The 25059-nt window shown below is 54.0% G+C and carries 23 protein-coding genes; 17 read left to right on the forward strand and 6 right to left on the reverse strand.

Going from position 1 to position 25059, the window contains the following annotated elements:
* The first annotated feature begins 288 nt into the window (after nt 1-288).
* A complete protein-coding gene (locus tag AAH450_RS20300; protein ID WP_342911812.1) occupies nt 289-1152 on the forward strand; it encodes a carboxylate/amino acid/amine transporter in 864 nt (287 codons plus the stop codon).
* Between the two features lie 47 nt (nt 1153-1199).
* On the opposite strand, the gene AAH450_RS20305 is transcribed toward AAH450_RS20300, so the two are convergent.
* Nucleotides 1200-1676: a YehS family protein gene (locus AAH450_RS20305; protein ID WP_342911813.1), complete on the reverse strand. Its 477-nt coding sequence runs from the start codon at nt 1674-1676 to the stop codon at nt 1200-1202.
* A gap of 98 nt (nt 1677-1774) precedes the next feature.
* Nucleotides 1775-2716: an HTH-type transcriptional regulator MetR gene (gene metR, locus AAH450_RS20310; protein ID WP_342911814.1), complete on the reverse strand. Its 942-nt coding sequence runs from the start codon at nt 2714-2716 to the stop codon at nt 1775-1777.
* A 135-nt stretch (nt 2717-2851) separates the two neighbouring features.
* Between metR and metE the strand changes: the two genes are divergently transcribed.
* Nucleotides 2852-5122, forward strand: coding sequence for a 5-methyltetrahydropteroyltriglutamate--homocysteine S-methyltransferase (gene metE, locus AAH450_RS20315; protein WP_342911815.1), 2271 nt, complete (start codon nt 2852-2854; stop codon nt 5120-5122).
* Between the two features lie 43 nt (nt 5123-5165).
* Here the strand turns inward: metE and AAH450_RS20320 are convergent, their stop codons facing one another.
* The gene (locus AAH450_RS20320; protein WP_342911816.1) at nt 5166-5993 is read right to left on the reverse strand and encodes a dienelactone hydrolase family protein; all 828 of its coding nucleotides are present in this window, start codon (nt 5991-5993) and stop codon (nt 5166-5168) included.
* A gap of 288 nt (nt 5994-6281) precedes the next feature.
* On the opposite strand from AAH450_RS20320, the gene udp reads away from it, so the two are divergent.
* The 9 genes from udp to tatD all read left to right on the forward strand — a co-directional run bounded on the left by udp (nt 6282) and on the right by tatD (nt 14472).
* Nucleotides 6282-7043, forward strand: a complete 762-nt coding sequence (gene udp / locus AAH450_RS20325; RefSeq protein ID WP_318792115.1) for a uridine phosphorylase — start codon at nt 6282-6284, stop codon at nt 7041-7043.
* A 192-nt stretch (nt 7044-7235) separates the two neighbouring features.
* The gene (gene rmuC, locus AAH450_RS20330) at nt 7236-8771 is read left to right on the forward strand and encodes a DNA recombination protein RmuC (RefSeq protein ID WP_342911817.1); all 1536 of its coding nucleotides are present in this window, start codon (nt 7236-7238) and stop codon (nt 8769-8771) included.
* A gap of 76 nt (nt 8772-8847) precedes the next feature.
* Complete coding sequence (gene ubiE, locus AAH450_RS20335) at nt 8848-9603, forward strand: bifunctional demethylmenaquinone methyltransferase/2-methoxy-6-polyprenyl-1,4-benzoquinol methylase UbiE (RefSeq protein ID WP_318792113.1); 756 nt, start codon at nt 8848-8850, stop codon at nt 9601-9603.
* A 12-nt stretch (nt 9604-9615) separates the two neighbouring features.
* Entirely contained in the window at nt 9616-10221 is a 606-nt protein-coding gene (gene ubiJ / locus AAH450_RS20340) for a ubiquinone biosynthesis protein UbiJ (RefSeq protein ID WP_318792112.1), read from the forward strand.
* Nucleotides 10218-11855 (forward strand): ubiquinone biosynthesis regulatory protein kinase UbiB, encoded by a 1638-nt coding sequence (ubiB, locus tag AAH450_RS20345; RefSeq protein ID WP_342911818.1) that lies wholly within the window; start codon nt 10218-10220, stop codon nt 11853-11855. The genes ubiJ and ubiB overlap by 4 nt, the downstream gene beginning before the upstream one ends.
* A gap of 121 nt (nt 11856-11976) precedes the next feature.
* A complete protein-coding gene (gene tatA / locus AAH450_RS20350; protein ID WP_342911819.1) occupies nt 11977-12228 on the forward strand; it encodes a twin-arginine translocase TatA/TatE family subunit in 252 nt (83 codons plus the stop codon).
* Nucleotides 12229-12231: 3 nt separating this feature from the next.
* Complete coding sequence (gene tatB, locus AAH450_RS20355) at nt 12232-12849, forward strand: Sec-independent protein translocase protein TatB (RefSeq protein ID WP_342911820.1); 618 nt, start codon at nt 12232-12234, stop codon at nt 12847-12849.
* A gap of 2 nt (nt 12850-12851) precedes the next feature.
* Nucleotides 12852-13610 (forward strand): Sec-independent protein translocase subunit TatC, encoded by a 759-nt coding sequence (gene tatC, locus AAH450_RS20360; protein WP_342911821.1) that lies wholly within the window; start codon nt 12852-12854, stop codon nt 13608-13610.
* A 76-nt stretch (nt 13611-13686) separates the two neighbouring features.
* Nucleotides 13687-14472: a 3'-5' ssDNA/RNA exonuclease TatD gene (gene tatD / locus AAH450_RS20365; protein WP_342911822.1), complete on the forward strand. Its 786-nt coding sequence runs from the start codon at nt 13687-13689 to the stop codon at nt 14470-14472.
* A 21-nt stretch (nt 14473-14493) separates the two neighbouring features.
* On the opposite strand, the gene rfaH is transcribed toward tatD, so the two are convergent.
* Entirely contained in the window at nt 14494-14982 is a 489-nt protein-coding gene (gene rfaH, locus AAH450_RS20370; RefSeq protein ID WP_306208834.1) for a transcription/translation regulatory transformer protein RfaH, read from the reverse strand.
* 187 nt (nt 14983-15169) lie between these two features.
* Here rfaH and ubiD point away from each other — a divergent pair, with 187 nt between their 5' ends.
* Nucleotides 15170-16672: a 4-hydroxy-3-polyprenylbenzoate decarboxylase gene (gene ubiD, locus AAH450_RS20375; RefSeq protein ID WP_342911823.1), complete on the forward strand. Its 1503-nt coding sequence runs from the start codon at nt 15170-15172 to the stop codon at nt 16670-16672.
* A 24-nt stretch (nt 16673-16696) separates the two neighbouring features.
* A complete protein-coding gene (gene fre / locus AAH450_RS20380) occupies nt 16697-17398 on the forward strand; it encodes an NAD(P)H-flavin reductase (protein ID WP_342911824.1) in 702 nt (233 codons plus the stop codon).
* 92 nt (nt 17399-17490) lie between these two features.
* Here fre and fadA read toward each other — a convergent pair whose 3' ends face one another.
* A complete protein-coding gene (fadA, locus tag AAH450_RS20385) occupies nt 17491-18654 on the reverse strand; it encodes an acetyl-CoA C-acyltransferase FadA (protein WP_318792102.1) in 1164 nt (387 codons plus the stop codon).
* A 10-nt stretch (nt 18655-18664) separates the two neighbouring features.
* Nucleotides 18665-20845: a fatty acid oxidation complex subunit alpha FadB gene (gene fadB / locus AAH450_RS20390; protein ID WP_342911825.1), complete on the reverse strand. Its 2181-nt coding sequence runs from the start codon at nt 20843-20845 to the stop codon at nt 18665-18667.
* Between the two features lie 187 nt (nt 20846-21032).
* Here fadB and pepQ point away from each other — a divergent pair, with 187 nt between their 5' ends.
* Genes pepQ through hemG form a run of 4 tightly spaced genes read left to right on the forward strand, consistent with a single transcriptional unit; the run spans nt 21033 to nt 25025 of the window.
* Nucleotides 21033-22364 (forward strand): Xaa-Pro dipeptidase, encoded by a 1332-nt coding sequence (gene pepQ / locus AAH450_RS20395; RefSeq protein WP_342911826.1) that lies wholly within the window; start codon nt 21033-21035, stop codon nt 22362-22364.
* Nucleotides 22364-22975: an IMPACT family protein gene (locus AAH450_RS20400; protein ID WP_342911830.1), complete on the forward strand. Its 612-nt coding sequence runs from the start codon at nt 22364-22366 to the stop codon at nt 22973-22975. The genes pepQ and AAH450_RS20400 overlap by 1 nt, the downstream gene beginning before the upstream one ends.
* Nucleotides 22976-23003: 28 nt before the next feature.
* Nucleotides 23004-24455 (forward strand): Trk system potassium transporter TrkH, encoded by a 1452-nt coding sequence (trkH, locus tag AAH450_RS20405; RefSeq protein ID WP_342911827.1) that lies wholly within the window; start codon nt 23004-23006, stop codon nt 24453-24455.
* An 18-nt stretch (nt 24456-24473) separates the two neighbouring features.
* Nucleotides 24474-25025: a menaquinone-dependent protoporphyrinogen IX dehydrogenase gene (hemG, locus tag AAH450_RS20410; protein ID WP_342911828.1), complete on the forward strand. Its 552-nt coding sequence runs from the start codon at nt 24474-24476 to the stop codon at nt 25023-25025.
* Nucleotides 25026-25059: the final 34 nt, after the last annotated feature.

Here is a 25059-nt window from a genome sequence, read left to right on the forward strand (position 1 = left end):
AATAGGCGTAAAACGCTCAGCAGACTGTGAAGAAAGACTCAAATGTTACATTTTTATGACAAAAAAACTGTATTTGTGAATTGGCACGACAAAACATGTCTGGCTGTTGAAAGGAAAAGTGATAAAAAGCGCAATTCGTGCAGCGTTAAGCAAGGCACTTTCGTTAGCGAACATTTTTTTGCAAGAGCATGAGGTGTGTTTTAAGTGTTCAGATGTAAACCAAATAATTTCCTGTGACTTAGCGCATTTCGCTACACTACCGCCACTTTTCATTGCAGAGTTTTTATTGTGACGTTACTGATTGTCACCACAATCTTGTGGGCATTTTCTTTCAGCCTGATAGGTGAATACCTGGCCGGGCAGGTAGACAGCGTGTTTTCCGTCCTGGTTCGCCTGCTGCTGGCCGCCGTGGTGTTCCTCCCTTTTTTGCGCTGGAAAGGCTATCGGCCTTCAACGCTGCTGCTCTATATGGGCGTCGGCGCTTTACAGCTCGGCGTGATGTACCTAGTGAGTTTCCAGGCCTATCTCTACCTCAGCGTGTCAGAATTTCTGCTGTTTACCGTGATGACGCCGCTCTATGTCACGCTGATTTACGATCTTCTGAAAGGGCGTGGCGTTCGCTGGGGATATGCACTGAGCGCCTTGCTGGCAGTGGGCGGTGCAGCCATTATCCGTTATGACAAGGTGAGCGAACATTTCTGGTTCGGCCTGTTGCTGGTACAGCTGGCAAATATCATTTTTGCTGTCGGCATGGTGGGTTATAAACGCTTACAGGAAATTCGTCCGATGCCACAGCATACGGCCTTTTCCTGGTTCTACCTTGGGGCGGCGTTAATCGCGGTGCTGGCCTGGTTCCTGTGGGGGAATCCGCAAAAGCTGCCTGAGACTTCTCTGCAATGGGGCATTCTGATCTGGCTGGGCATTGTCGCTTCAGGATTAGGCTATTTCATGTGGAACTACGGCGCTACGCAGGTTGATGCCGGGACATTGGGCATTATGAACAATATGCATGTGCCGGCAGGCCTGTTGGTCAACCTGGCAATCTGGCAGCAGCAACCGCACTGGCCAAGCTTTATCATTGGCGCGGCAGTGATTTTTGCTTCTCTGCTCGTCCACCGACACTGGATAATCAAAGGCAGGCAGTCGGGGTAATTGCTGCCAGAAAAGATAAAGGGCAGCTGAGTGCTGCCCTTTACAGGTTATTTGGCTTTTACAGCAGGACGAACCTTCATGGTCAGCCCTTTAAGGAAGTTACGCAGGATCTGGTCACCGCATTCGCGGTAATTTTTATGGCCAGGCTTACGGAAAATAGCGCCAATCTCAGACTGACCCACGGCAAAGTCCGCCAGCTTGAGGATCTCAAGAATATCAGTGGTTTTCAGATCAAACGCGACACGCAGTTTCTTCATGATGATGTTGTTAGTCATTTTGCGTTCGATAGAGGGAGCAGGGGCCTCTTCGCTCTTGCCACGACGCTGGAAAATCAGGCCGTTCAGGAAGTAGCCCATAATCACATCCGGGCAGTCGCGGTAGCCTGGCTCATCCTCTTTTTTCAGGAAACTGTGCACTTCCGCTTCGCTGACCTCGGTTTCTGCCAGCGCCAGAATCGCCACGACCTGGGCATCGCTTAAATTCAGCATATAGCGCACGCTGCGCAGAACATCATTATTCGTCATAAAAATCTCATCAGGGATCAAAGTCTGTTGGGCGCATTATAGAGACAAATGGCCCCTGATGCAGGAAAACCCGCCAGAGATTAAGCGGGGGAGATAAATCAGGAGTGAGCCAGCGTACCAGGCAGGGGCATCCCCGGTTGGGAAGCATCCTTCACGCGCGGTAAATGATCGCAGGCATGCTGGCGGGCAGAGTGGATAAAAGCCTCGGTAACCGGCTGGCGCTGCTCGCCATCACGTACTGCGGCATAAAGGCGGCTCCATAGTCCTTCACCCAATGCTTTGGTAGTCACCACTCCCTGATGTTCAAAGCTCTCTACCACCCAGTGAGGCAGCGCGGCAATGCCCATGCCTGCCGACACCATCTGGATTAACAGCAGCGTATTATCGACGCTTTTCAGCGCCGGGCTGACGCCCGCAGGCTGTAAAAAGTGCCGCCAGATATCCAGACGCTGGCGCTGAACCGGATAAATCATCAACACTTCGTTTGCCAAATCCTCAGGGGAAATATGCTCAATCTTCGCCAGAGCATGGTCCGGCGCCAGCACGAGCCTGACTTCAAAATCAAACATTGGCGAATAGAACAGCCCGCTACGCGGCAGAATATCCGAAGTAAGAACCAGATCCAGCTCACCCTGTTGCAGGGCTGGTTGTGGGTCAAACGTTACCCCCGATTTGAAATCCATCACCACCTGTGGCCAGCTCTGGCGGAAATTGTTCAGCGCCGGCGTCAGCCACTGGATGCAGCTGTGGCACTCAATGGCGATTCGCAGCGTAGTCTGGTGCGGCTCGTGACAAGCCTGTAGTGCCTGCTGAATTTGCGGCAGCACCTGCTCGGCCAGCTGCAACAGGATTTCACCCTGTGGCGTGAAGCGTAACGGCTGGCTCTTGCGCACGAAAAGACGGAAGCCCAGACGCTGTTCCAGGTCGCTGAACTGATGAGATAACGCCGACTGCGTTTGATGTAGCTGGGCTGCTGCTGCTGCCAGCGAACCAGTCGTCCGCAGCGCCTGTAGCGTTCGCAGGTGTTTAAGTTCGATCATGAGAGTCCTTCACAACGACAGTGAACAATTTGCGCTTGTGGTTACTACAGTACCTGCGGATTATAGATGTGTAAACATCTGGACGTCTAAAAGCCTGCTTGCAACGTCAACGGGCAGCAACTGAGGAGAGAACTGATGACCATTCTGAATCATACACTCGGATTTCCCCGCGTCGGCCTGCGTCGCGAACTGAAAAAGGCCCAGGAAAGCTACTGGGCAGGCACCCTTTCTCAGGAAGAACTACTGGCTGTGGGGCGTGAACTACGTGCCCGTCACTGGCAGCAGCAGAAGCAGGCAGGTGTGGATTTGGTGCCCGTAGGAGACTTCGCCTGGTACGATCACGTTCTGACCACCAGCCTGCTGCTGGGCAATGTTCCGGCCCGCCATCAAAATAAAGATGGCTCGGTCGACCTGGATACCCTGTTCCGCCTGGGCCGTGGCCGCGCGCCAACCGGCGAACCCGCAGCCGCAGCCGAGATGACAAAATGGTTCAACACCAACTATCACTATATGGTGCCGGAATTCACCAAAGGGCAGCAGTTTAAGCTGAGCTGGAGAGAGATCCTGGAAGAGGTGGACGAAGCGCTGGCGCTGGGACATAAGGTGAAACCTGTGCTGCTTGGGCCGGTAACCTATCTGTGGCTGGGTAAAGTAAAAGGTGAACAGTTTGACCGTCTGAGCCTGCTGAACGATATTCTGCCGGTCTATCAGCAGGTGCTGGCTGAGCTGGCGAAGCGCGGTATCGACTGGGTACAGATTGATGAGCCTGCGCTGGTTCTGGAACTGCCTCAAGAGTGGCTGAATGCCTTTAAGCCAGCTTATGAAGCGCTTCAGGGCACCACAAAGCTGCTGCTGACCACCTATTTTGAAAGCGTCGGTACCAACATTGACACCATCCGCACGCTGCCGGTTCAGGGCCTGCACGTTGACCTGGTCCATGGCAAAGATGATATCGCCGGGCTGAACAGAAAAGTTCCGGCAGAGTGGTTGCTCTCCGTAGGGGTTATTAATGGCCGTAATGTCTGGCGCGCCGATCTCAGCAGCTGGTTTGAACGCCTTCAGCCGCTGGTGGCGCAACGTCAGCAGCTCTGGATCGGTACATCCTGTTCATTGCTGCACAGCCCTATCGATCTCAGCACCGAAACGCGTCTGGATAATGAGGTTAAAAGCTGGTTCGCCTTCGCGCTACAGAAGTGTGCCGAGCTTTCGCTGCTGAGCAATGCGTTAAATAACAACGATCCGCAGTCGCTGGAAGCCTGGAGCGCGCCAGTTCGCGCCCGCCGCCAGTCAACCCGCGTGCATAATGCGGCGGTTGGCGAACGTCTGGCAGGCATCACCCCTAAAGACAGCCTGCGCAATAACAGCTACGTTGTGCGTGCAGAAGCGCAGCGTAAGCGCTTCCGGCTGCCCGCCTGGCCGACCACCACTATTGGCTCATTCCCGCAGACCACTGAAATTCGTGGTTTGCGTCTGGACTTCAGGCAGGGTCGCCTGGATGCCAGCCGCTACCGCACCGGCATTGCTGAACATATTAAGCAGGCCATTGCCGAACAGGAGCGACTGGGGCTGGACGTGCTGGTGCACGGAGAAGCTGAACGTAACGATATGGTTGAATATTTTGGTGAGAATCTGGATGGTTTCGCCTTCACGCAAAACGGCTGGGTGCAGAGTTACGGTTCGCGCTGCGTGAAGCCGCCGGTAATCATTGGTGACGTCAGCCGTCCGGAAGCGATCACCGTTGAGTGGGCGAAGTACGCGCAGTCTCTGACCGATAAACCGGTTAAAGGCATGCTGACCGGCCCGGTGACTATCCTTTGCTGGTCATTCCCCCGCGAAGACGTGACCCGTGAAACCATCGCAAAACAGATTGCACTGGCACTGCGGGATGAAGTGGAAGATCTGGAGAAAGCCGGGATTGGCATCATTCAGATTGATGAGCCAGCTTTACGTGAAGGGCTGCCGCTTCGTCAGTCTGACTGGGCTGCCTATCTGGAGTGGGCCGTAGAAGCGTTCCGTCTAACCGCCGCCGTGGCGCGGGATGACACGCAAATTCATACCCATATGTGCTACTGCGAATTCAACGACATCATGGATTCCATCGCCGCGCTGGATGCGGATGTGATCACCATTGAAACGTCACGATCTGATATGGAACTGCTGGAGTCGTTTGAGGAATTTGATTATCCGAATGATATTGGGCCAGGCGTTTACGATATTCACTCGCCAAACGTGCCAGAGGTGGAGTGGATAGAGGCGCTGCTGCTGAAAGCGGCAAAACGCATTCCAACGGAGCGTTTGTGGGTAAATCCGGATTGCGGTTTGAAGACGCGTGGCTGGCCGGAAACCCGTCAGGCGCTGGCTAATATGGTTAAAGCCGCGCAAAACCTGCGAAAACTCGAAGCCTGATTTCTCTGTTGTTATGTTGGGGCGCTGTGCGCCCCCTTTTTTATTACTTCACGTCATATTGCCTGAACCAGGCAAGCATCCTCTGCCAGCCATCCTGGGCAGACTCCTGGTGATAGCTGGGGCGATAGTCGGCGTTAAACGCATGTCCCGCCTCGGGATAAACTACGATTTCCGATTTCGCGTTGGCGGCACGCAGCGCCTGACGCATCTTCTCCACGCTCTCCTGCGGAATACTCTCGTCCTGACCACCATAAAGCCCTAATACCGGCGCAGTAAGGTCAACGGCGATATCCACGGGATGTTTCGGCTGCTTTAAGGTTTTCTCGCCAACAAGTTTGCCATACCACGCAACGGCGGCTTTCAGCTGAGGATTGTGCGCCGCATAGAGCCAGCAAATACGGCCGCCCCAGCAAAAACCGGTAATCGCCATATTGCGCATATCACCACCGTGGCGTGATGCCCAGTTGGCGACATGATCCAGGTCGGCAAGCACCTGACTGTCTGGAACTTTGCTGACTAATTCACTGAAAAGGGTGGGAATATCACTATATTCAGCAGGATCGCCCTGACGGAAATAGAGTTCCGGTGCCACGGCCAGATAGCCCTCCAGCGCCAGGCGGCGGCAGATGTCACGAATATGCTCATGTACCCCGAAAATTTCCTGAACCACCAGGATCACCGGCAACGGGCCGCTGGCATTACGGGGTTTGGCATGGAACGCGGGCATATTTTCGCCCTGGGTGGGAATGGAGGTTTCGCCTGACAAAATCGCTTCGCTGTCAGTGATAATCGTGGTCGATGCGGTAGGCGATACCGCAGGAGCGAACCCATTATTGCTCATTTTTTGAGTCATATTTTCTTCGGTTTTCATTGTCCTCTCCGTGCATGCATTAGCGCAATCAGCTAACTATAGCCAGGATTACGTTTGGGTCAGGGGATGCTTCTCTCTTCACCATTAACACTGCCATTAGCTGACCAACAGAACAAGTTGTGGCAATTGCCGCTGACAGAGTGATTAAGTGCGATCTTCATCACATTTAAGTTTTTATTCACTGCAAGTTTCATTAACTTAAGTGATTAAACTCACATAAATTTTCCAGATTTTGCACTATTGTTACCGCCTGATCCTTATCCCCCTTTCCCGTTACAGGAGTTTGAAATGGCACACTCAGACGTTTTTCATTTGGGTTTAACTAAAGCGGATTTGCAGGGTGCAACGCTGGCTATTGTGCCGGGCGATCCTGAGCGGGTAAAAAAAATCGCGGCATTGATGGATAACCCGGTTCATCTGGCATCACACCGTGAATTCACCACCTGGCGTGCAGAGCTGGATGGCAAAGCGGTCATTGTTTGTTCCACCGGCATCGGCGGCCCTTCCACCTCTATCGCGGTAGAGGAGCTGGCTCAGCTGGGCGTGCGTACTTTCCTGCGTGTCGGTACCACGGGGGCTATTCAGCCTGATATTAATGTCGGTGACGTACTGGTCACCACGGGTTCAGTTCGTCTTGATGGGGCCAGCCTGCATTTTGCTCCCCTCGAATTCCCTGCCGTGGCCGATTTCACCTGTACCACAGCGTTAGTTGAGGCGGCTAAAGCGGCAGGCGCGACCACGCATATTGGTATTACTGCTTCTTCCGATACGTTTTACCCCGGCCAGGAGCGCTACGATACCTATTCAGGGCGCGTGGTGAGCCGCTTTCAGAATTCAATGAAAGAGTGGCAGCAGATGGGTGTGCTGAACTATGAGATGGAGTCCGCCACCTTGTTAACCATGTGTGCGAGCCAGGGGCTACGCGCAGGCATGGTAGCTGGCGTGATTGTAAACCGGACTCAGCAGGAGATCCCGGATGCAGAAACGATGAAAAGAACCGAAAGCGATGCGGTACGCATCGTGGTTGATGCCGCACGCCGTTTAATCTGATGCTTTGAAACCGAGGAGGATCGCTCAGTGATCCTCCTCTCCATTTTTCTCCCTCTGCCGCTGTTTCCCGATCTGCTTCCAGAATCCCACTTAAATTGACTCTTCAAGGCTTCCTGCCGCCGTTTTGTCTGGACATTCATACAGTGCGGCTCTACCTTTTCCGTAGCAAAGTCAGGGCAGGGGAGATTAAGGGTGGATGCAACAATCAGCTATGGTGTTTGTCTTGGGCTGGCAGGCCTGTTAGCAGGATGGACGATTGCCTGGTTCCGTGGGCAGCAACTTTCTGCGAAACAGGAGACAGAGCGACAGCTGCTGGTGCAGTCCGCCAGTCAGCTTCGCGATGAACGCGACAGGCTTCAGCAACAGCTGGAAAGCCAGCAGCAGGCACAGAAGCACAATGAGCTGGAACTGCGTCAGCTCCATGGCGCGTTGTCTGCGGCTCAGGAAAAACTCCACCATCTGGACCACTGGCGTAATGAGGCGGAACAGCTGACGCGTGAATTACGTACTCAGTTAGAAATCAACAGTTCGCAGGAGGCGGAGCTGCGGGAAGTCACTATCCGTCTTGAAGAGACGCGCATGGCCGCCGAAGAGAAGCAGCGTTTGCTGGTAAACAGCGAGCAGCGACTGAATGCACAATTTGAAAATCTGGCGAATCGCATCTTTGAAAACAGCGGCCGCCGGGTTGACGAGCAAAATAAGCAGAGCCTGAACAGCCTGATCTCCCCGCTAAGGGAACAGTTAGAAGGATTCCGCCGCCAGGTACAGGAAGGATTTGGTCAGGAAGCGCGTGAACGGCATACCCTCTCTCACGAAATTCGTAATTTGCAGCAGCTCAACGCGCAAATGGCTCAGGAAGCGATCAATCTGACCAAAGCCCTTAAGGGAGACAACAAGACGCAGGGTAACTGGGGCGAAGTGGTACTGAGCAGAGTGCTGGAGGCTTCTGGCCTGCGTGAAGGGCATGAATATGAAACGCAGGTAACCATTCAGCTGGAGCAAAATGGCCGGATGCAGCCTGACGTTATCGTGCGTCTGCCGCAGGGCAAAGATGTGGTTATCGATGCCAAAATGACGTTGGTAGCCTACGAACGCTATTTCAATGGCGAGGATGAAGCAGAACGTGAAGTCGCCATCAACGAACACATCGCCTCCATACGTGGACACCTTCGCCTGCTAAGTCGTAAAGATTATCAACAATTACCCGGTTTACGCTCTCTGGATTATGTGTTGATGTTTATCCCCGTTGAACCGGCCTTTTTGTTAGCGATCGATCGCCAGCCGGAGCTGATCAACGAAGCGCTTAAACTGAATATTATGCTGGTCAGCCCCACCACCTTGCTGGTGGCGCTGCGTACCATTAATAATTTGTGGCGTTATGAACACCAAAGCCGCCATGCGCAACGCATTGCCGATCGCGCTGCCAGGCTGTATGACAAAATGCGGCTGTTTGTGGATGACATGTCCGCTGTGGGGCAGAACATGGATAAGGCGCAGGAGAGCTATCGCCAGGCGATGAAAAAGCTTTCTGAAGGCCGGGGCAACCTGATAGCCCAGACCGAAAGCTTCCGCCATCTTGGGGTTGAGGTAAAAAGGCCGATCAATCCCCGACTTGTTGAACAGGCGATGCCGGATTCACCTGAAAATCTCTTTGATGAAGATTGGGATGAAACCGCGCCTGAACTCGATTTCGCCACGGATAAGGGCGCTGCCCGGGTTAATGAATAAGCCGCCAGGCTACGTGCCTGGCCTGCGTGACTCTGGTACACTTGGCGGATAATTGATTGCAGAGAAGGCAAAACAAATGGCAGATGAATCAAAGGACACCACCCATTTCGGCTTTCGTACCGTAGCGAAAAGCGACAAAGCAGAAATGGTGGCTGATGTTTTCCATTCCGTTGCGGCCAAATATGACCTGATGAACGATTTGATGTCGTTTGGTATTCATCGCGTCTGGAAGCGTTTTACCATTGATTGCAGCGGTGTACGTCGCGGACAGCGCGTACTGGACCTGGCGGGTGGAACGGGTGACCTTACCGCTAAGTTTTCCCGCATTGTGGGCGAGACCGGCGAAGTGGTTCTGGCCGATATTAACAGTTCCATGCTGAAAGTAGGCCGGGAAAAATTACGCAATATCGGTATCGTCGGCAACGTGAACTATGTTCAGGCGAATGCTGAAGCCCTGCCGTTCCCTGATAACCACTTTGACTGTATTACCATCGCTTTTGGCCTGCGCAACGTAACGGAAAAAGAGAAGGCGCTGGCCTCTATGTTCCGCGTGCTGAAACCAGGTGGTCGCCTGCTGGTGCTGGAGTTCTCCAAACCGGTACTGGAGCCGCTGAGCAAAGCTTATGACGCCTACTCTTTCCATATCCTGCCGCGGATTGGCGAACTGGTGGCAAAAGATGCTGAAAGCTACCGCTACTTAGCCGAGTCTATTCGTATGCATCCCGATCAGGAAACGCTGAAGCAGATGATGGAAGAAGTTGGTTTTGAGAACACTACGTACCACAATCTCACCGGTGGCATTGTTGCACTGCACCGTGGATTCAAGTTCTAAACAGGAAAGCGAATGACTTTAACGCCGCTGTTAACCGCGGGGCTGGAAACGGCGCTTAATCAGGTCCTTTATCGCGATCGTGGCCTGAAGGCCGCCCGCCAGCGCCTCAACGGCAAAAGCCTGGCCATTGTGCTGGCAGAACTTAAACAACCGCTCACGTTTATCTTCAGCGAAAGGCAGGTGGACGTTCTGGGTGAATGGAGCGATAAGCCTGACTGCACGGTGAAAACTCAGCTTGCCACGCTGCGTAAACTGCGCGATCGCCAGCAGCTGACAAGCCTGATCCGCAGCGGTGAGCTGGAGGTAGAGGGGGATTTGCAGGTAGTACAGCACTTCTCTGCTTTGATCGATCTTGCTGAACTTGATCCTGCGGAATACCTTGCCCCCTGGACTGGCGACGTGATGGCACAAAGCATCAGCCAGTTTGCCCGCCGTGGTTTTCAGTTTCTTCGCGGCGATGTGCAGCGCAAGCAGGATTATTTAGGGCAGGCACTCACCGAAGAGTGGCGTCTTGCGCCTGGCGCGTTAGAGGCAGCGTGGTTTACTGAGGAAGTCGACGCATTAAACCGCGACTTTTCTGCCCTGGAAGCTCGTCTGACCAATCTGGAGGCCAAATGAGCTTTGGTGAAATACGCCGCCTGTACTTTATCATCAAGGTATTCCTGAGCTACGGCCTTGATGAGCTGATCCCAAAAACCCGCCTTGCCCTCCCGTTACTCCTGTGGCGTAAGTCGCTGTTCTGGATCCCGAATAAGCATAAAGAGCGGCTGTTGGGTGAACGGTTACGGTTGGCGCTGGAACAGCTGGGGCCGGTGTGGATTAAATTTGGTCAGATGATGTCTACCCGACGCGATCTTTTCCCACCGCAGATTGCCGATCAGCTGGCGATGTTACAGGATCGCGTGGCACCCTTTGAGGGCGTGCTGGCTAAGCAGCAAATAGAACTGTCGCTGGGTTGTCCTGTGGAAACCCTGTTTGATAATTTTGAGATCAAACCGCTGGCTTCCGCCTCTATTGCGCAGGTGCATACCGCTACCCTGAAAGAGAATGGCCGGGAAGTGGTGATTAAAGTGATTCGCCCCGATATCCTGCCGGTAATCAGAGCGGATATGAAGCTGATTAACCGCATGGCTCGCTGGGTTCCACGCTTATTGCCGGATGGCCGTCGTCTGCGTCCGCAGGAAGTGGTGGCGGACTATGAAAAAACGCTGATTGATGAGCTGAATCTGCTGCGCGAAGCGGCCAATGCCATTCAGCTTCGCCGCAACTTCGATAACAGCAAGATGCTTTACGTGCCGGAAATCTTCTCGGATTACGGTAGCGAAACCATGCTGGTAATGGAGCGGATCTACGGTATCCCTATTTCCGATGTGGTAGCGCTTGAGCAGCATGGCGTAAACATGAAACTGCTGGCCGAGCGCGGCGTGCAGGTGTTCTTTACCCAGGTGTTCCGCGACAGCTTCTTCCATGCTGATATGCATCCCGGCAACATTTTTGTCAGCTATGACCATCCGGAAGATCCGCAATATATCGGTATCGACTGCGGCATTGTCGGCTCGCTGAATAAAGAAGATAAGCGCTATCTGGCTGAGAACTTTATCGCCTTCTTTAACCGTGACTACCGCAAGGTTGCCGAGCTGCACGTTGACTCTGGCTGGGTACCGCCAGACACCAATGTAGAAGATTTTGAATTCGCCATTCGCACCGTTTGCGAACCTATCTTTGAGAAGCCGCTGGCGGAGATCTCCTTTGGTCACGTGCTGCTGAACCTGTTCAACACCGCCAGGCGTTTCAATATGGAGGTTCAGCCGCAGCTGGTTCTCCTGCAAAAAACATTGCTGTATGTTGAAGGCGTAGGGCGGCAGCTTTATCCCCAGCTCGATCTGTGGAAAACCGCAAAGCCGTTCCTGGAAGAGTGGATCAAAGATCAAATCGGCATTCCGGCTATCGTGCGCGCCTTGAAAGAGAAAGCGCCATTCTGGGCCGAGAAGCTACCGGAGTTGCCGGAGCTGTTTTACGACAGTCTCCGTCAGCACAAGCATTTGCAGCACAGCGTGGACAAACTGGCTAACGATTTGAAGAGTGAGCGGGTCAGGCAGCATAAATCCCGTTACCTGTTCGGCGTCGGTGCTACGCTGCTTCTGAGCGGCACGGCTATTCTGCTGACCAAACCCGAGTGGGAGTGGGTTTCGGCAGGTATGATCGCGGCAGGGTTGGTCAGCTGGCTGGTTGGCTGGCGGAAAACTGACTGAATGTCATGAAAAGTAAACAGGGCCTTATCTTGTATGGTTAGGGCTTTGTTCATCGTCAGGGCAACCTCAGCTGTTATATACTGCAAACTGGCTTTACCATTTATCATCAGAGGCAAAAATCATGGGCGGTATCAGTATCTGGCAATTAATTATTATTGCCGTCATTGTTGTTCTTCTGTTCGGCACGAACAAATTGCGTAATCTGGGATCCGATCTGGGGTCATCAATCAAAGGCTTCAAAAAAGCCATGGGTGATGAAAACGAGAAGGATAAAGAGAAAGATCATGCCAATGATGCCGACTTTAACGCCAAACTGGCTGACAAAGCGCATACAGAAGCGAAGAAAGAAGACGTTAAGAACGACAAGGTATAAACCGTGTTCGACATAGGCTTTAGTGAACTGATATTGGTGTTCGTTATCGGGCTGGTCGTACTGGGTCCTCAGCGTTTACCGGTGGCGGTCAGAACCGTTGTCGGCTGGATCCGTGCTCTGCGCTCGCTGGCTACCAACGTGCAGAACGAACTGGCTCAGGAACTCAAGCTACAGGAGTTGCAGGAGAACCTGAAAAAGGTTGAAGAGGCCAGCAAGAACAGCCTCTCTCCTGAACTTAAAGCCTCTATGGATGAGCTGAAACAGTCAGCCGAATCCATGAAGCGTACTTTCCTGGGTGAGCACGAAAAAGCCGATGATGAAGCTAACACCATCCATAACCCGTTGGTGAAAAGGCCTGAGGATTCTCACGAAGGGGTGACGCCAGCGGAAGCCGATCATCAGGCCAGCGCGCCTGCAACAGCACCCGATGCGGCTACCGCGCCCGTTCAGGCCCCTCATCAGGCAAGCGCGCCTGCAAATGTACCTGATGTGGCTACTGCGCCCGTTCAGGCTCCTGCGGCAAGCGCTGAACCTAAGCCAGCGGCAACAACGAACGGCGACGTGCCACACTTGTCCAGCCGTGCTCCCGTTTCCACTACATTACCGAGCGATGAACGATAAACATGGCTGTTGAAGATACCCAACCGCTTATCAGTCATTTGATTGAACTCCGTAAGCGCTTGTTGAACTGTATTATTGCCGTTGTGGGCATCTTTGTCTGCCTGGCTTATTTCTCCAATGACATCTATCAGCTTGTTTCCGCACCGCTGATCAGGCAGTTGCCAGCGGGGGCCAGCATGATCGCCACCGACGTGGCTTCTCCCTTTTTCACCCCCATTAAGCTGACGATAATCGTCTCGGTTTTCCTTGCGGTACCGGTGATCCTTTATCAGATTTGGGCCTTTATTGCGCCCGCGCTCTACAGGCATGAGCGCAAGCTGGTTATGCCGCTGCTCTTTTCCAGTTCATTCCTATTCTACATAGGGATGGCTTTCGCCTACTTTATTGTCTTTCCGCTGGCTTTTGGCTTCTTCGCCAAGACGGCGCCGCAGGGCGTATTGATTGCCACTGACATTAACAACTATCTCGATTTTGTGATGGCGCTGTTTATGGCTTTTGGTGTCTCTTTTGAAGTGCCGATTGCCATCGTACTGATTTGCTGGACTGGCCTGACCACGCCAGAGGATCTGAAGAAGAAGCGTCCTTATGTTCTGGTAGGTGCTTTCGTGGTGGGAATGCTGTTAACACCGCCTGACGTCTTCTCGCAGACGCTTTTAGCTATCCCAATGTACTGCCTGTTTGAAGTCGGCGTGTTCTTCGCCCGCTTCTATGTTGGCAAACGTCGTCAGGATATGGACCCGGAAGAGAAGGGTTCTGAATAGCGCAGAGCAGGTCCAGCGTTCACCTTATATGAAGTAAACTAACCGCCCGAAAGGGCGGTTACCGTTTGGAAATCCTATGTTCGATATTGGCGTTAACCTGACCAGCACGCAGTTTGCAAAAGATCGCGACCAGGTCGTTAAACGTGCAAAAGAGGCTGGCGTGCGCGGATTGCTGCTCACGGGCACCAACGCGCTGGAAAGCCAGCAGGCTCAGAGCCTGGCTATGCGCCGTCCGGGATATTGCTGGTCTACGGCGGGCGTGCATCCTCACCATGCCAGCGAATGGTCGGGTGAGACGGCGGCCACGCTGAGACGTCTGGCTGAAAGCCCGGAAGTTGTGGCTATTGGCGAATGTGGTCTGGACTTCAACCGCAATATTTCAATACCCGAGCAGCAGGTTTATGCTTTTAACGCACAGCTGGAGCTGGCGGCAGAGCTGAACATGCCGGTGTTCCTTCACTGCCGTGATGCTCACGAGCGATTTCTCTCTGTGCTGACGCCCTGGTTATCCCGGTTGCCCGGCGCCGTTATCCACTGCTTCACCGGGACGCGGGAAGAGCTGGAAGCTTGTCTTGCCGCCGGATTGTCTGTTGGCATTACGGGGTGGGTTTGCGATGAGCGTCGGGGCGTGGAGCTGCGTGAACTGATGCCATTGATTCCGGCCGATCGGCTGCTGCTGGAAACGGATTCTCCCTATCTGCTGCCCCGCGATATGCGTCCAAGACCCCCCTCAAGGCGCAATGAACCCTGCTTCCTGCCGCATATCGTGCAGGTAGTGGCGGGTTTGCGGGGAGAAGAAGCTGAAGCGCTGGCTGTTCAGTGCGATCAAAATGCGCGTAAGCTGTTCCGTCTGCCGGAGTAAGCCGACAACAGCCTGGCAGGATTAGAGCTTATGGAACTGTTTGTTATCCAGGCTGCGCGTAATCTGTTTGTTGAGTAAATTCAGCAGTAACATGGAGCGCGCTTCACCGTCGGGTTCGGTAAAGATAGCCTGCAATCCTTCAAAAGCACCGCAGGTGATCAGTACGCGATCGCCCGGCTGTGGCAGTTCCGGATCCACCATTTTGATGGGCGTATCGGTTTGCAACGCGGCAATAACGTCATGCGGAACGTTTGCCGGCAGGCTGCCAAAACGGATGAAATGACTGACGCCACGCGTGGCGCTGATCGTGGTGGTATGGATCTCTTCGGGGTCGAATTCAATAAACAGGTAATTCGGGAAGAGCGGCTCATCCACCTGCGTGCGTTTTCCCCGAACCAGTTTCTCTAATGCAATCATTGGGCTGAGACAATGCACCGCCTGACGCTCAAGATGTTCTTTCGCGCGAAGCAGCTGGCCACGTTTGCAATAAAGTAGATACCAGGATTCCATAACGTCACTTTTTGATTACAGGGCCGCTAAGAATACCAAACTCATCGCCAGAGTTATAGCGGGATCCCACCACGATGCGGCTCACGCCGTAATTTGCGGGCCAAAACCCATGCGCTACGAAAACCTAAGCATAGCGTGCCAATCCTCCCTATAATGTTCGATTCACTGTTCGTATTGATGAGAAGTCATGAAATACCACGACTTACGTGATTTCCTTGCGCTGCTTGAGCAACGCGGGGAACTCAAGCGCATTAAACAAGAGATTGATCCCGATCTTGAGATGACCGAAATTGCTGACCGCACTCTGCGTGCTGGTGGCCCGGCTTTGCTGTTTGAAAACCCCAAAGGGTACAACATGCCGGTCTTGTGCAATCTGTTTGGCACCCCAGACCGGGTGGCAATGGGCATGGGGCAGAAAGATGTTTCGGCACTCCGTGACGTGGGTCGTCTGCTGGCGTTTCTGAAAGAACCTGAACCCCCACGCGGTTTCCGTGATTTCTTCGATAAAATGCCGCAGTGGAAGCAGGTGCTGAACATGCCAACTAAGCGGCTGCGTGATGCCCCTTGTCAGCAGCAGATTTGGCAGGGCGATGATGTTGATCTGCATAAAATCCCGGTGATGAAATGCTGGCCGGAAGATGCCGCACCCTTAATTACCTGGGGGCTGACCGTTACGCGGGGGCCTCATAAAGAGCGGCAGAACCTTGGCATTTATCGCCAGCAGGTGATCGGCAAGAACAAGCTGATTATGCGCTGGCTCTCCCACCGCGGCGGCGCGCTCGATTTCCAGGAGTGGGGCCAGCATCATCCGGGCGAAAGATTCCCCGTTTCGGTGGCGCTGGGTGCCGATCCGGCAACCATCCTCGGCGCGGTAACGCCCGTGCCGGATTCCCTCTCCGAATATGCCTTTGCCGGCCTGCTGCGTGGAACGAAAACCGAAGTTGTGAAGTGCGTTTCTAACGATCTTGAAGTGCCTGCCAGCGCCGAAATTGTCCTGGAAGGTTATATAGAGGCGGGTGAAATGGCGCCGGAAGGTCCCTACGGCGATCACACCGGTTACTATAATGAAGTAGACAACTTCCCGGTCTTTACCGTGACGCACATTACGCAGCGCCGTGATGCCATCTATCACTCCACCTATACCGGTCGTCCACCGGATGAACCTGCGGTGTTGGGCGTTGCGCTGAATGAAGTCTTCGTGCCTATTTTGCAAAAGCAGTTCCCGGAAATTGTTGATTTCTATCTGCCGCCTGAAGGCTGCTCCTACCGTCTGGCCGTGGTGACCATGAAAAAACAGTACGCGGGCCACGCCAAACGCGTCATGATGGGGGTCTGGTCTTTCCTGCGGCAATTTATGTACACGAAATTTGTTATTGTCTGCGATGATGACGTTAACGCTCGTGACTGGAACGATGTTATCTGGGCGATCACTACGCGCATGGATCCGGCCAGAGACACCGTTCTGGTGGAAAATACGCCTATTGATTACCTCGACTTCGCCTCACCTGTTTCGGGCCTGGGATCAAAAATGGGTCTGGACGCAACGAACAAATGGCCTGGCGAAACGACGCGTGAGTGGGGACGCCCCATTCGCAAAGATCCGGCCGTTACTGCCCGTATTGATGAGATATGGGATGAGTTGGGCATCTTCAGTGAGACGCCTGTGCGCAACAGTGCGCCCGGCAAATAAATTTCGACCCGACAGAGGGAACGCATGACAACGTTAAGCTGTAAAGTGACCTCAGTAGAGGCGATTACCGATACTGTGTACCGAGTGCGTATGGTGCCGGAGGCTGATTTCAGCTTCCGCGCTGGTCAGTATCTGATGGTGGTGATGGATGAGCGTGACAAGCGTCCGTTCTCTCTGGCTTCCACCCCCATGGAAAAAGAGATCATTGAGCTTCATATCGGCGCCTCCGACCTGAACCTCTATGCGATGGCCGTAATGGAGCGCATCCAGCAGCAGCGCAAGATAACTGTGGATATTCCGCATGGTGATGCCTGGTTACGTGAAGAGAGCGATCGTCCTTTAGTGCTCATCGCCGGGGGAACCGGTTTCTCCTATGTCCGTTCTATCCTGTTGACGGCTCTTTCACAACAGCCCAACCGCGACATTGCCTTGTACTGGGGTGGGCGTGAGTTGAAGCATCTGTATGACCTGGAAGAGCTGGAAGCGCTGGCGGTTAAGCATCCAAACCTGAAGATCATTCCGGTGGTTGAACAGCCTGAAGCCGGTTGGCAAGGGCGCAATGGCACGGTGCTTACCGCAGTGATGAATGATTACGGCAGCCTTGATGGTCATGATATCTACATTGCTGGCCGTTTTGAGATGGCGAAAATAGCCCGCGAGCGTTTTTGTGCCGAGCGTGGGGCAAAAGAAGAACAGATGTTTGGCGATGCCTTTGCCTTTATCTGAGGATGCCGGGAGCAGAGCTTGCTCCTCCCGCGCCGAAAAAACCCGCCCCTGAAGGGCGGGAAGAATGGCAGCAGAACTTCCAGAACAACGTATCAGACTCTTTCAAAGACGGTGGCAATCCCCTGACCTAAACCAATGCACATCGTTGCCAGGCCAAACTGGACATCCCGTCTCTCCATCAGATTCAACAGCGTGGTGCTGATCCTGGCACCTGAACAGCCCAGAGGATGCCCCAGCGCAATAGCGCCGCCATTGAGGTTAACCTTTTCATCCATTACTTCAAGCAGCCCCAAATCCTTGATGCAGGGCAGCGTCTGGGCAGCAAAGGCTTCATTCAGTTCAAACAGACCGATATCCGTTACCGACAATCCCGCTCGTTTTAACGCCAGCTGTGAAGCCGGAACCGGCCCGTAGCCCATGATGGAAGGATCGCAGCCCACGACGGCCATGGCGCGAACGTAAGCACGAGGTTTCAGACCCAGTTCCCTGGCGCGGGTTTCGCTCATGATAAGCATCGCTGCTGCGCCATCGGACAGCGCCGAAGAGCTGCCTGCCGTGACCGTGCCATTGACCGGGTCGAATGCAGGGCGCAGGGCTTTCAGCCCTTCCGCAGTGGTATCGGGGCGGATAACTTCATCAAAATCATAGCGACGAAGCACGCCATCAGCATCATGTCCGCTGGTTGGAACGATCTCACTGGCAAAATGCCCGGCCTGCGTGGCGGCCCAGGCGCGCTGGTGAGAGCGCGCGGCAAAGGCATCCTGTTGCTCACGGCTGATGCCATGGATGCGCGCCAGCATCTCTGCGGTAAGCCCCATCATTCCAGCCGCTTTAGCGACGGTTTTGCTCAGCCCTGGATGGAAATCAACGCCGTGGCTCATCGGCACATGGCCCATATGCTCAACACCGCCAATCAGACAGGCCGTGGCATCTCCGACCATAATAGCGCGTGCGGCATCATGCAGAGCCTGCATTGATGAACCGCAAAGCCGGTTTACGGTAGTTGCCGGAACGCTATGAGGAATTTCAGCCAGCAGAGCGGCGTTGCGGCCGATATTAAACCCCTGTTCCAGCGTCTGCTGCACGCAGCCCCAGTAGATATCGTCCAGCTGGTTTGCTTCCAGCGCAGGGTTACGGCTTAGCAGGCTGCGCATCAAATGAGCCGAAAGATCTTCCGCACGAACGTGGCGATAAGCCCCTCCTTTAGAGCGACCCATTGGCGTGCGGACTGCATCAACAATGACGACCTTTTCCATTTTTATCTCCTCACGCCATTTTCAGTGTGGCTTCGCCTGTCGGCGCGGCCTGTGGATACCAGCTGTCGTTGCCGTTCGCTTTTTCAACTAAGCCGTCAGGGCAGTGGTAGAGCGAGCCAAGCTGGCTGAACGCTTGCGCCTGACTAACGAAACGGGCATTTCCCAGCGTATCCAGATAGCGGAACACGCCGCCGTGGAAAGGAGGGAAGCCCAGCCCGTAGACCAGCGCCATATCCGCTTCGGCAGGAGAGGCGATAATGCCTTCTTCCAGACAGCGCACCACTTCATTGATCATCGGGATCATCATGCGGGAAACAATTTCTTCGTCACTAAAAACGCGCCCCGGCTGGCATACGCTTTGCAGCATCTCATCAACTGCCGGGTCGGCTACCTTTTTGGGCTTGCCCTCTGTTTCCCAGCGATAAAACCCGAGCTTGTTTTTCTGGCCATAACGTTTCATATCGAACAGTACATCGATGGCGTCACGATAATCTTTCTTCATTCGTGCGGGGAAGCCGTCGGCCATCACCGTCTGGGCATGATGGGCGGTATCGATACCGACGATATCCAGCAGCCACGCCGGCCCCATTGGCCAGCCAAACTGTTTTTCCATCACTTTATCAATCTGACGGAAGTCAGCGCCGTCGCGCAGCAGCAGGCTGAAGCCGGCAAAATAGGGGAATAACACGCGGTTGACAAAAAAGCCGGGACAGTCGTTAACCACGATCGGCGTTTTGCCCATTTTACTGGCCCAGGCAACCACTTTTGCCAGCGTCGCCTCTGAGGTTTTCTCACCCCGGACCACCTCCACTAACGGCATGCGATGTACCGGGTTGAAAAAGTGCATACCGCAGAAATTTTCGGGGCGCTTAAGCACACTGGCTAACTGGCTGACAGGAATAGTTGACGTATTGGTAGCCAGAACAGCCGTTGGACTGAGATAGCTCTCCGTCTCCGCCAGCACCGCTGCCTTAATCTTCGGATTTTCAACCACCGCCTCCACCACCATCTCCGCCCGCTCAAAACCGGCATAGTCCAGCGTTGGCTGAATAGTGGCGATGATACCGGCCAGCTTCATTCCGTCGATTTTGCCCCGCTCAAGCTGCTTGTTGAGCAATTTAGCTGCCTCTTTCATACCCAGTTCCAGCGAAGCTGGATTGATATCTTTCATGATCACCGGCACGCCTTTAGAGGCGGACTGACAGGCTATCCCGCCGCCCATGATCCCGGCGCCCAGTACAGCAGCCTGTTTCGGCGTGGCGATATCTTTGGTGAGTTTTTTCGCTTTGGCTTTGACCGCCTGATCGTTTAAGAAAATACCGACCAGCGCCCGCGCTTCATCAGAACGCGCCAGCGGCACAAAGGCGCTGGTTTCCAGCTTCAGCGCCTCGTCACGGCCCATATTTGCGGCGGCTTCAATGGTTTTCACCGCAACCAGCGGGGCGGGATAGTGTTTTCCTGCCGTTTGCAGCACCATGCTTTTGGCAATGCTGAAACTCATTGTCGCTTCAATTTTGCTGAGTTTCAGCGGTTCCAGTTTCGGCTGACGGCGTGCGCGCCACTCCTGCTTGCCAGCTATCGCCTCCTGCAAGATGGCGATGGCCGCCTGTTGCAGTTTTTCTGCCGGGACAATAGCATCCGCAAGGCCCAGCGCCAGCGCCCGCTCTGCATCCACATCCTTGCCTGCGGCAATAATCTCCAGCGCGCTGTCAGCACCCAGCAGTCTGGGCAGGCGGACCGATCCCCCGAAGCCCGGCATAATCCCCAGTCTGGTTTCCGGCAGGCCGATGCGGGCATCCGGCGTGACAATACGAAAATCGGTGGCGAGCACGCATTCACAGCCGCCGCCCAGCGCATAGCCCTGAATGGCTGATAAGGTTGGGACGGGCAGATCTTCCAGCCGGTTAAAAATGGCATTGGCAAACGTCAGCCATTGCGTAAGTTTTTCAGCCGGGGCGGCAAATAAAGAGAGAAACTCAGTGATATCCGCGCCGACGATAAACGCCGGTTTACGAGAGCTAAGCAGCAACGCCTTCAGCTCAGTCTGCTGCTCCAGCACCGTGAGAGCTTCTCCCAGACTGGCAACGGTTTGCGTGTCCAGCTTGTTGACCGAGCCGGGCGCATCAAAGACCAGTTCGGCGATGCCCGGTTCCAGCCAGTCCAGTGTTAGCGTGTCGCCTTTGTAGAGCATGTGAATCTCCTGAAGCCGCAATAAGGGGATCTGGTCATACCAGATGATCGTGAGTGTGGAAGGGATGTTAATTATTTGCAAACGAGTCTTTGCGGATTTGCAAACAAGATCACAGGCGAGGCATCGCGGCATCCCCGCAGGGGGTGTGATAAGATGCGCGCAATTTCACGATAATGGAGGCAGAGTTATGGAATCGTTGGTCACCCTTTATCAGGACCATCTGAAAACACTACAGGCGCGGGCTCAGCAGGTGTTGGAGCGTAACAAGCTGGATGCCCTGCTGATCCATTCAGGAGAACTGCTCACCGTTTTCCTCGACGATCATACCTATCCCTTTAAAGTGAACCCCCAGTTTAAGGCCTGGCTGCCGGTCACCTCCGTGCCGAACTGCTGGCTGTGGGTGGATGGCGTCAACAAACCTAAACTGTGGTTCTATTCGCCTGTGGATTACTGGCACAACGTAGAGCCTCTGCCGCAGAGCTTCTGGACGGATGAGATTGAGATCGTGGCGCTGAAAAATGCCGATGAGATTGCTCAGCTGCTGCCAGCCCAACGCGATAACGTCGCCTACATCGGCCCGGTGCCAGCACGCGCCGCTCAGTTGGGTATCAACAGTGACCGGACCAACCCAAAAGCTGTTATCGACTTCCTGCATTATCATCGTTCTTACAAGACGGATTATGAGCTGTACTGCCTGCGTGAAGCGCAAAAGACCGCGGTGATCGGTCATCATGCAGCGCAAGAGGCCTTCCTCTCCGGGATGAGCGAGTTTGATATCAATAATGCTTACCTCAGCGCCACTGGCCATCGTGATATTGATGTTCCTTACGGCAATATCATCGCGCTCAATGAGCATGCGGCGGTGCTGCACTACACCCAACTGGATCATCTTCCGCCAGAGCAGGCCCGCAGTTTCCTGATTGATGCCGGAACGGAATATAACGGTTATGCAGCGGATTTAACCCGTACTTATGCAGCGCAGCCTGACAGTGACTATGCTCAGCTGGTTAAAGAGATGAATCAGGAGGAGCTGGCGCTGATTGGCACCCTGAAAGCGGGCGTGCGATACAGCGAATATCATCAGCAAATGCATCAGCGTATTGCGAAACTGCTGCTTAAGCATCAGTTGGTGAAAGGGCTGAGTGAAGAAGCGCTGGTGGCGGAAGATATTACCGGCCCCTTTATGCCGCACGGTCTTGGTCACCCGCTGGGGTTGCAGGTGCACGATGTTGCCGGATTTATGCAGGACGACAAGGGCACGCACCTGGCCGCGCCGCAGCAATATCCTTATCTGCGATGTACGCGTATTCTTGAGCCGCGCATGGTCCTGACCATTGAACCCGGTATTTACTTTATCGAGTCGCTGCTGGCCCCGTGGCGCGAAAGCAAATTCAGCCAGCATTTCAACTGGGATCGTATTGATGCGCTCAAGCCCTATGGGGGCATCCGTATTGAGGATAATGTGATTATCCGCGAGCAGGGCGTGGAAAACATGACGCGGGATCTGAAGCTGGAGTGATGGACGCCTATGACATCCCTGCTGAGCTGTTCAGCTTCAGTGAGGAAATCAAAAAAAGCCGCTTTATCACTCTGTTGGCTCATACTGACGGTATAGAGGCCGCGCGGGCTTTTGTTCAGCAGATAAAAAACGAGCATCCCACCGCCCGTCATCACTGCTGGGCATGGGTAGCCGGCGCGCCCTGGGATTCACAACAGCTGGGGTTCTCTGATGACGGAGAGCCTTCCGGTACGGCGGGTAAACCCATGCTGGCGCAGCTAATGGGTAACCATATCGGAGAGATTACCGCCGTGGTGGTTCGCTATTATGGCGGTATTCAATTGGGTACAGGCGGGCTGGTAAAAGCGTATGGCGGAGGAGTGCAACAGGCGCTGAAACAATTGCCGCGTGTGCAGAAAGTCCCGATGCTTACCTTTGCGCTTTCCTGTGACTATGCTCAGCTGGCAGAGATTGAAAGAATGACTGGCCGGTTCAACGGCCAGGTTCTGCACAGTGAATTTTCAGCATGCGTTTCATTAACGCTGGCCTTACCGCATTCTCAGGTTGCGGGCTTTGTACAAAATCTCACAGACTTTAGCAGAGGGGCGCTGACGCTCACCCCGCTCGACTAACTTTCATTGTCAGGAAAGGAACGGTTACATGCATTATCGCGCCATTACCCGCATTGTGGGGTTGCTGGTCATTTTGTTCTCGGGGACGATGATCGTGCCGGGTCTGGTCGCTCTGATCTACCGTGACGGTGCAGGCCGTGCATTTACCCAGACCTTCTTTATGGCGCTGCTCATCGGTTCGCTGCTGTGGTGGCCAAACCGCAAACAGCGGAAAGAGTTAAAGCCGCGTGAAGGATTCCTGATTGTAGTGCTGTTCTGGACCGTGCTGGGCAGCGTGGGGGCTATGCCGTTTATCTTTGCTGAACATCCCAATCTCTCGGTAACGGACGCTTTCTTTGAATCCTTTTCCGGCCTGACGACCACCGGCGCTACCACACTGGTGGGGCTGGATTCGCTGCCCAAAGCCATTCTCTTTTACCGGCAAATGCTACAGTGGCTGGGCGGAATGGGGATCATTGTGCTGGCGGTGGCTATCCTGCCGATTCTGGGGGTAGGGGGAATGCAGCTCTATCGCGCTGAAATGCCTGGCCCGCTGAAAGATAACAAGATGCGCCCCCGTATTGCAGAAACGGCGAAAACGTTATGGCTAATCTATGTCTTACTGACGGTGATTTGCGCTCTTGCGCTCTGGCTGGCCGGTATGCCGCTGTTTGACGCCATCGGGCACAGCTTCTCGACAATCGCCATCGGCGGGTTCTCTACTCATGATGCAAGTATTGGCTACTTCAACAGCCCAACGATCAATACCATCATTGCCATCTTCCTGCTGATCTCTGGTTGTAATTATGGCCTGCATTTCTCAATGTTCAGCGGGCGCAATCTTCGGGTCTACTGGCGTGACCCGGAATTCCGCATGTTTATCGGGGTTCAGCTCACGCTGGTGATTATCTGCACGGTGGTACTCTGGTTCCATGATGTTTACCAAAGCGGGATGCAGACGCTGAATCAGGCTTTCTTCCAGGTGGTTTCTATGGCGACCACCGCTGGCTTCACCACTGACAGCATTGCACGCTGGCCGCTGTTCCTCCCTGTTCTGCTGCTCTGTTCTGCTTTTATTGGTGGCTGCGCCGGGTCGACCGGTGGGGGACTGAAGGTGATCCGTATCCTGCTGCTGTTCAAGCAAGGTTCGCGCGAGCTAAAGCGGCTGGTTCACCCGAACGCGGTCTACACCATCAAGCTGGGCCAGCGCGCGCTGCCTGAACGGATCCTTGAAGCCGTTTGGGGCTTCTTCTCTGCATATGCTTTGGTGTTTCTGCTGAGTATGCTGGCAATTATTGCCACCGGCGTGGATGACTTTTCAGCATTTGCTGCCGTGGCCGCCACTCTGAATAACCTTGGGCCGGGCCTGGGCGTCGTGGCGGATAACTTCACTACAATGAACGATACGGCGAAATGGATTTTAATCCTGACAATGCTTTTCGGTCGTCTGGAAGTGTTCACGCTGTTAGTCCTGTTTACGCCAACCTTCTGGCGCGAGTAACTGAAACGAGTATTGAATATGAAAGCGTTAATCCTTTTTTCCAGCCGTGATGGCCAGACGCGTGAAATCGCGGCTTATATAGCTAACCAGTTAAAAGAGCAGCAGGAATGTGACGTGCTGAACATTCTGCACGCTTCCTCCGTGAACTGGGCTGAGTACGATCGAGTGCTGATAGGCGCCTCTATACGCTATGGGCACTTCCATCCCGCCGTGACCAAATTCGTTAAACAGCATTTGCTACAGATAAAGGAGAGGGCAAGCGGCTTCTTTTCGGTGAACCTTACCGCGCGTAAACCCGAGAAGCGTACTCCACAGACCAACGCCTACACCCGCAAGTTCCTGCTACAGTCGCCGTGGGAACCTGACTGCTGTGCCGTCTTCGCCGGCGCGCTGCGTTATCCGCGTTACGGTTTCTTCGACCGCATTATGATTCAGCTTATTATGCGTATGACCGGCGGCGAGACAGACGCCAGTAAAGAAGTCGAATATACAGATTGGGTTCAGGTAGAGCGGTTTGCCCATGAATTTGCTGCATTATCAGGCAAAGTGAAGGTAAAAGAGGCGCTTTGATGAAAAATGACGCTGTCAGTCATTTTTCTGCAAT

It is taken from the genome of Erwinia magellanica (assembly GCF_039023495.1).
Classification (GTDB): domain Bacteria; phylum Pseudomonadota; class Gammaproteobacteria; order Enterobacterales; family Enterobacteriaceae; genus Erwinia.

Bases quoted from the DNA above. Each gene is read 5' to 3' on its own strand.
- AAH450_RS20305 (WP_342911813.1), bottom strand. From the start codon at position 1,676: ATGACGAATAATGATGTTCTGCGCAGCGTGCGCTATATGCTGAATTTA.
- metR (WP_342911814.1), bottom strand. From the start codon at position 2,716: ATGATCGAACTTAAACACCTGCGAACGCTACAGGCGCTGCGGACGACT.
- metE (WP_342911815.1), top strand. From the start codon at position 2,852: ATGACCATTCTGAATCATACACTCGGATTTCCCCGCGTCGGCCTGCGT.
- AAH450_RS20320 (WP_342911816.1), bottom strand. From the start codon at position 5,993: ATGAAAACCGAAGAAAATATGACTCAAAAAATGAGCAATAATGGGTTC.
- udp (WP_318792115.1), top strand. From the start codon at position 6,282: ATGGCACACTCAGACGTTTTTCATTTGGGTTTAACTAAAGCGGATTTG.
- ubiE (WP_318792113.1), top strand. From the start codon at position 8,848: ATGGCAGATGAATCAAAGGACACCACCCATTTCGGCTTTCGTACCGTA.
- ubiJ (WP_318792112.1), top strand. From the start codon at position 9,616: ATGACTTTAACGCCGCTGTTAACCGCGGGGCTGGAAACGGCGCTTAAT.
- ubiB (WP_342911818.1), top strand. From the start codon at position 10,218: ATGAGCTTTGGTGAAATACGCCGCCTGTACTTTATCATCAAGGTATTC.
- tatA (WP_342911819.1), top strand. From the start codon at position 11,977: ATGGGCGGTATCAGTATCTGGCAATTAATTATTATTGCCGTCATTGTT.
- tatC (WP_342911821.1), top strand. From the start codon at position 12,852: ATGGCTGTTGAAGATACCCAACCGCTTATCAGTCATTTGATTGAACTC.
- tatD (WP_342911822.1), top strand. From the start codon at position 13,687: ATGTTCGATATTGGCGTTAACCTGACCAGCACGCAGTTTGCAAAAGAT.
- rfaH (WP_306208834.1), bottom strand. From the start codon at position 14,982: ATGGAATCCTGGTATCTACTTTATTGCAAACGTGGCCAGCTGCTTCGC.
- ubiD (WP_342911823.1), top strand. From the start codon at position 15,170: ATGAAATACCACGACTTACGTGATTTCCTTGCGCTGCTTGAGCAACGC.
- fre (WP_342911824.1), top strand. From the start codon at position 16,697: ATGACAACGTTAAGCTGTAAAGTGACCTCAGTAGAGGCGATTACCGAT.
- fadA (WP_318792102.1), bottom strand. From the start codon at position 18,654: ATGGAAAAGGTCGTCATTGTTGATGCAGTCCGCACGCCAATGGGTCGC.
- fadB (WP_342911825.1), bottom strand. From the start codon at position 20,845: ATGCTCTACAAAGGCGACACGCTAACACTGGACTGGCTGGAACCGGGC.
- pepQ (WP_342911826.1), top strand. From the start codon at position 21,033: ATGGAATCGTTGGTCACCCTTTATCAGGACCATCTGAAAACACTACAG.
- AAH450_RS20400 (WP_342911830.1), top strand. From the start codon at position 22,364: ATGGACGCCTATGACATCCCTGCTGAGCTGTTCAGCTTCAGTGAGGAA.
- trkH (WP_342911827.1), top strand. From the start codon at position 23,004: ATGCATTATCGCGCCATTACCCGCATTGTGGGGTTGCTGGTCATTTTG.
- hemG (WP_342911828.1), top strand. From the start codon at position 24,474: ATGAAAGCGTTAATCCTTTTTTCCAGCCGTGATGGCCAGACGCGTGAA.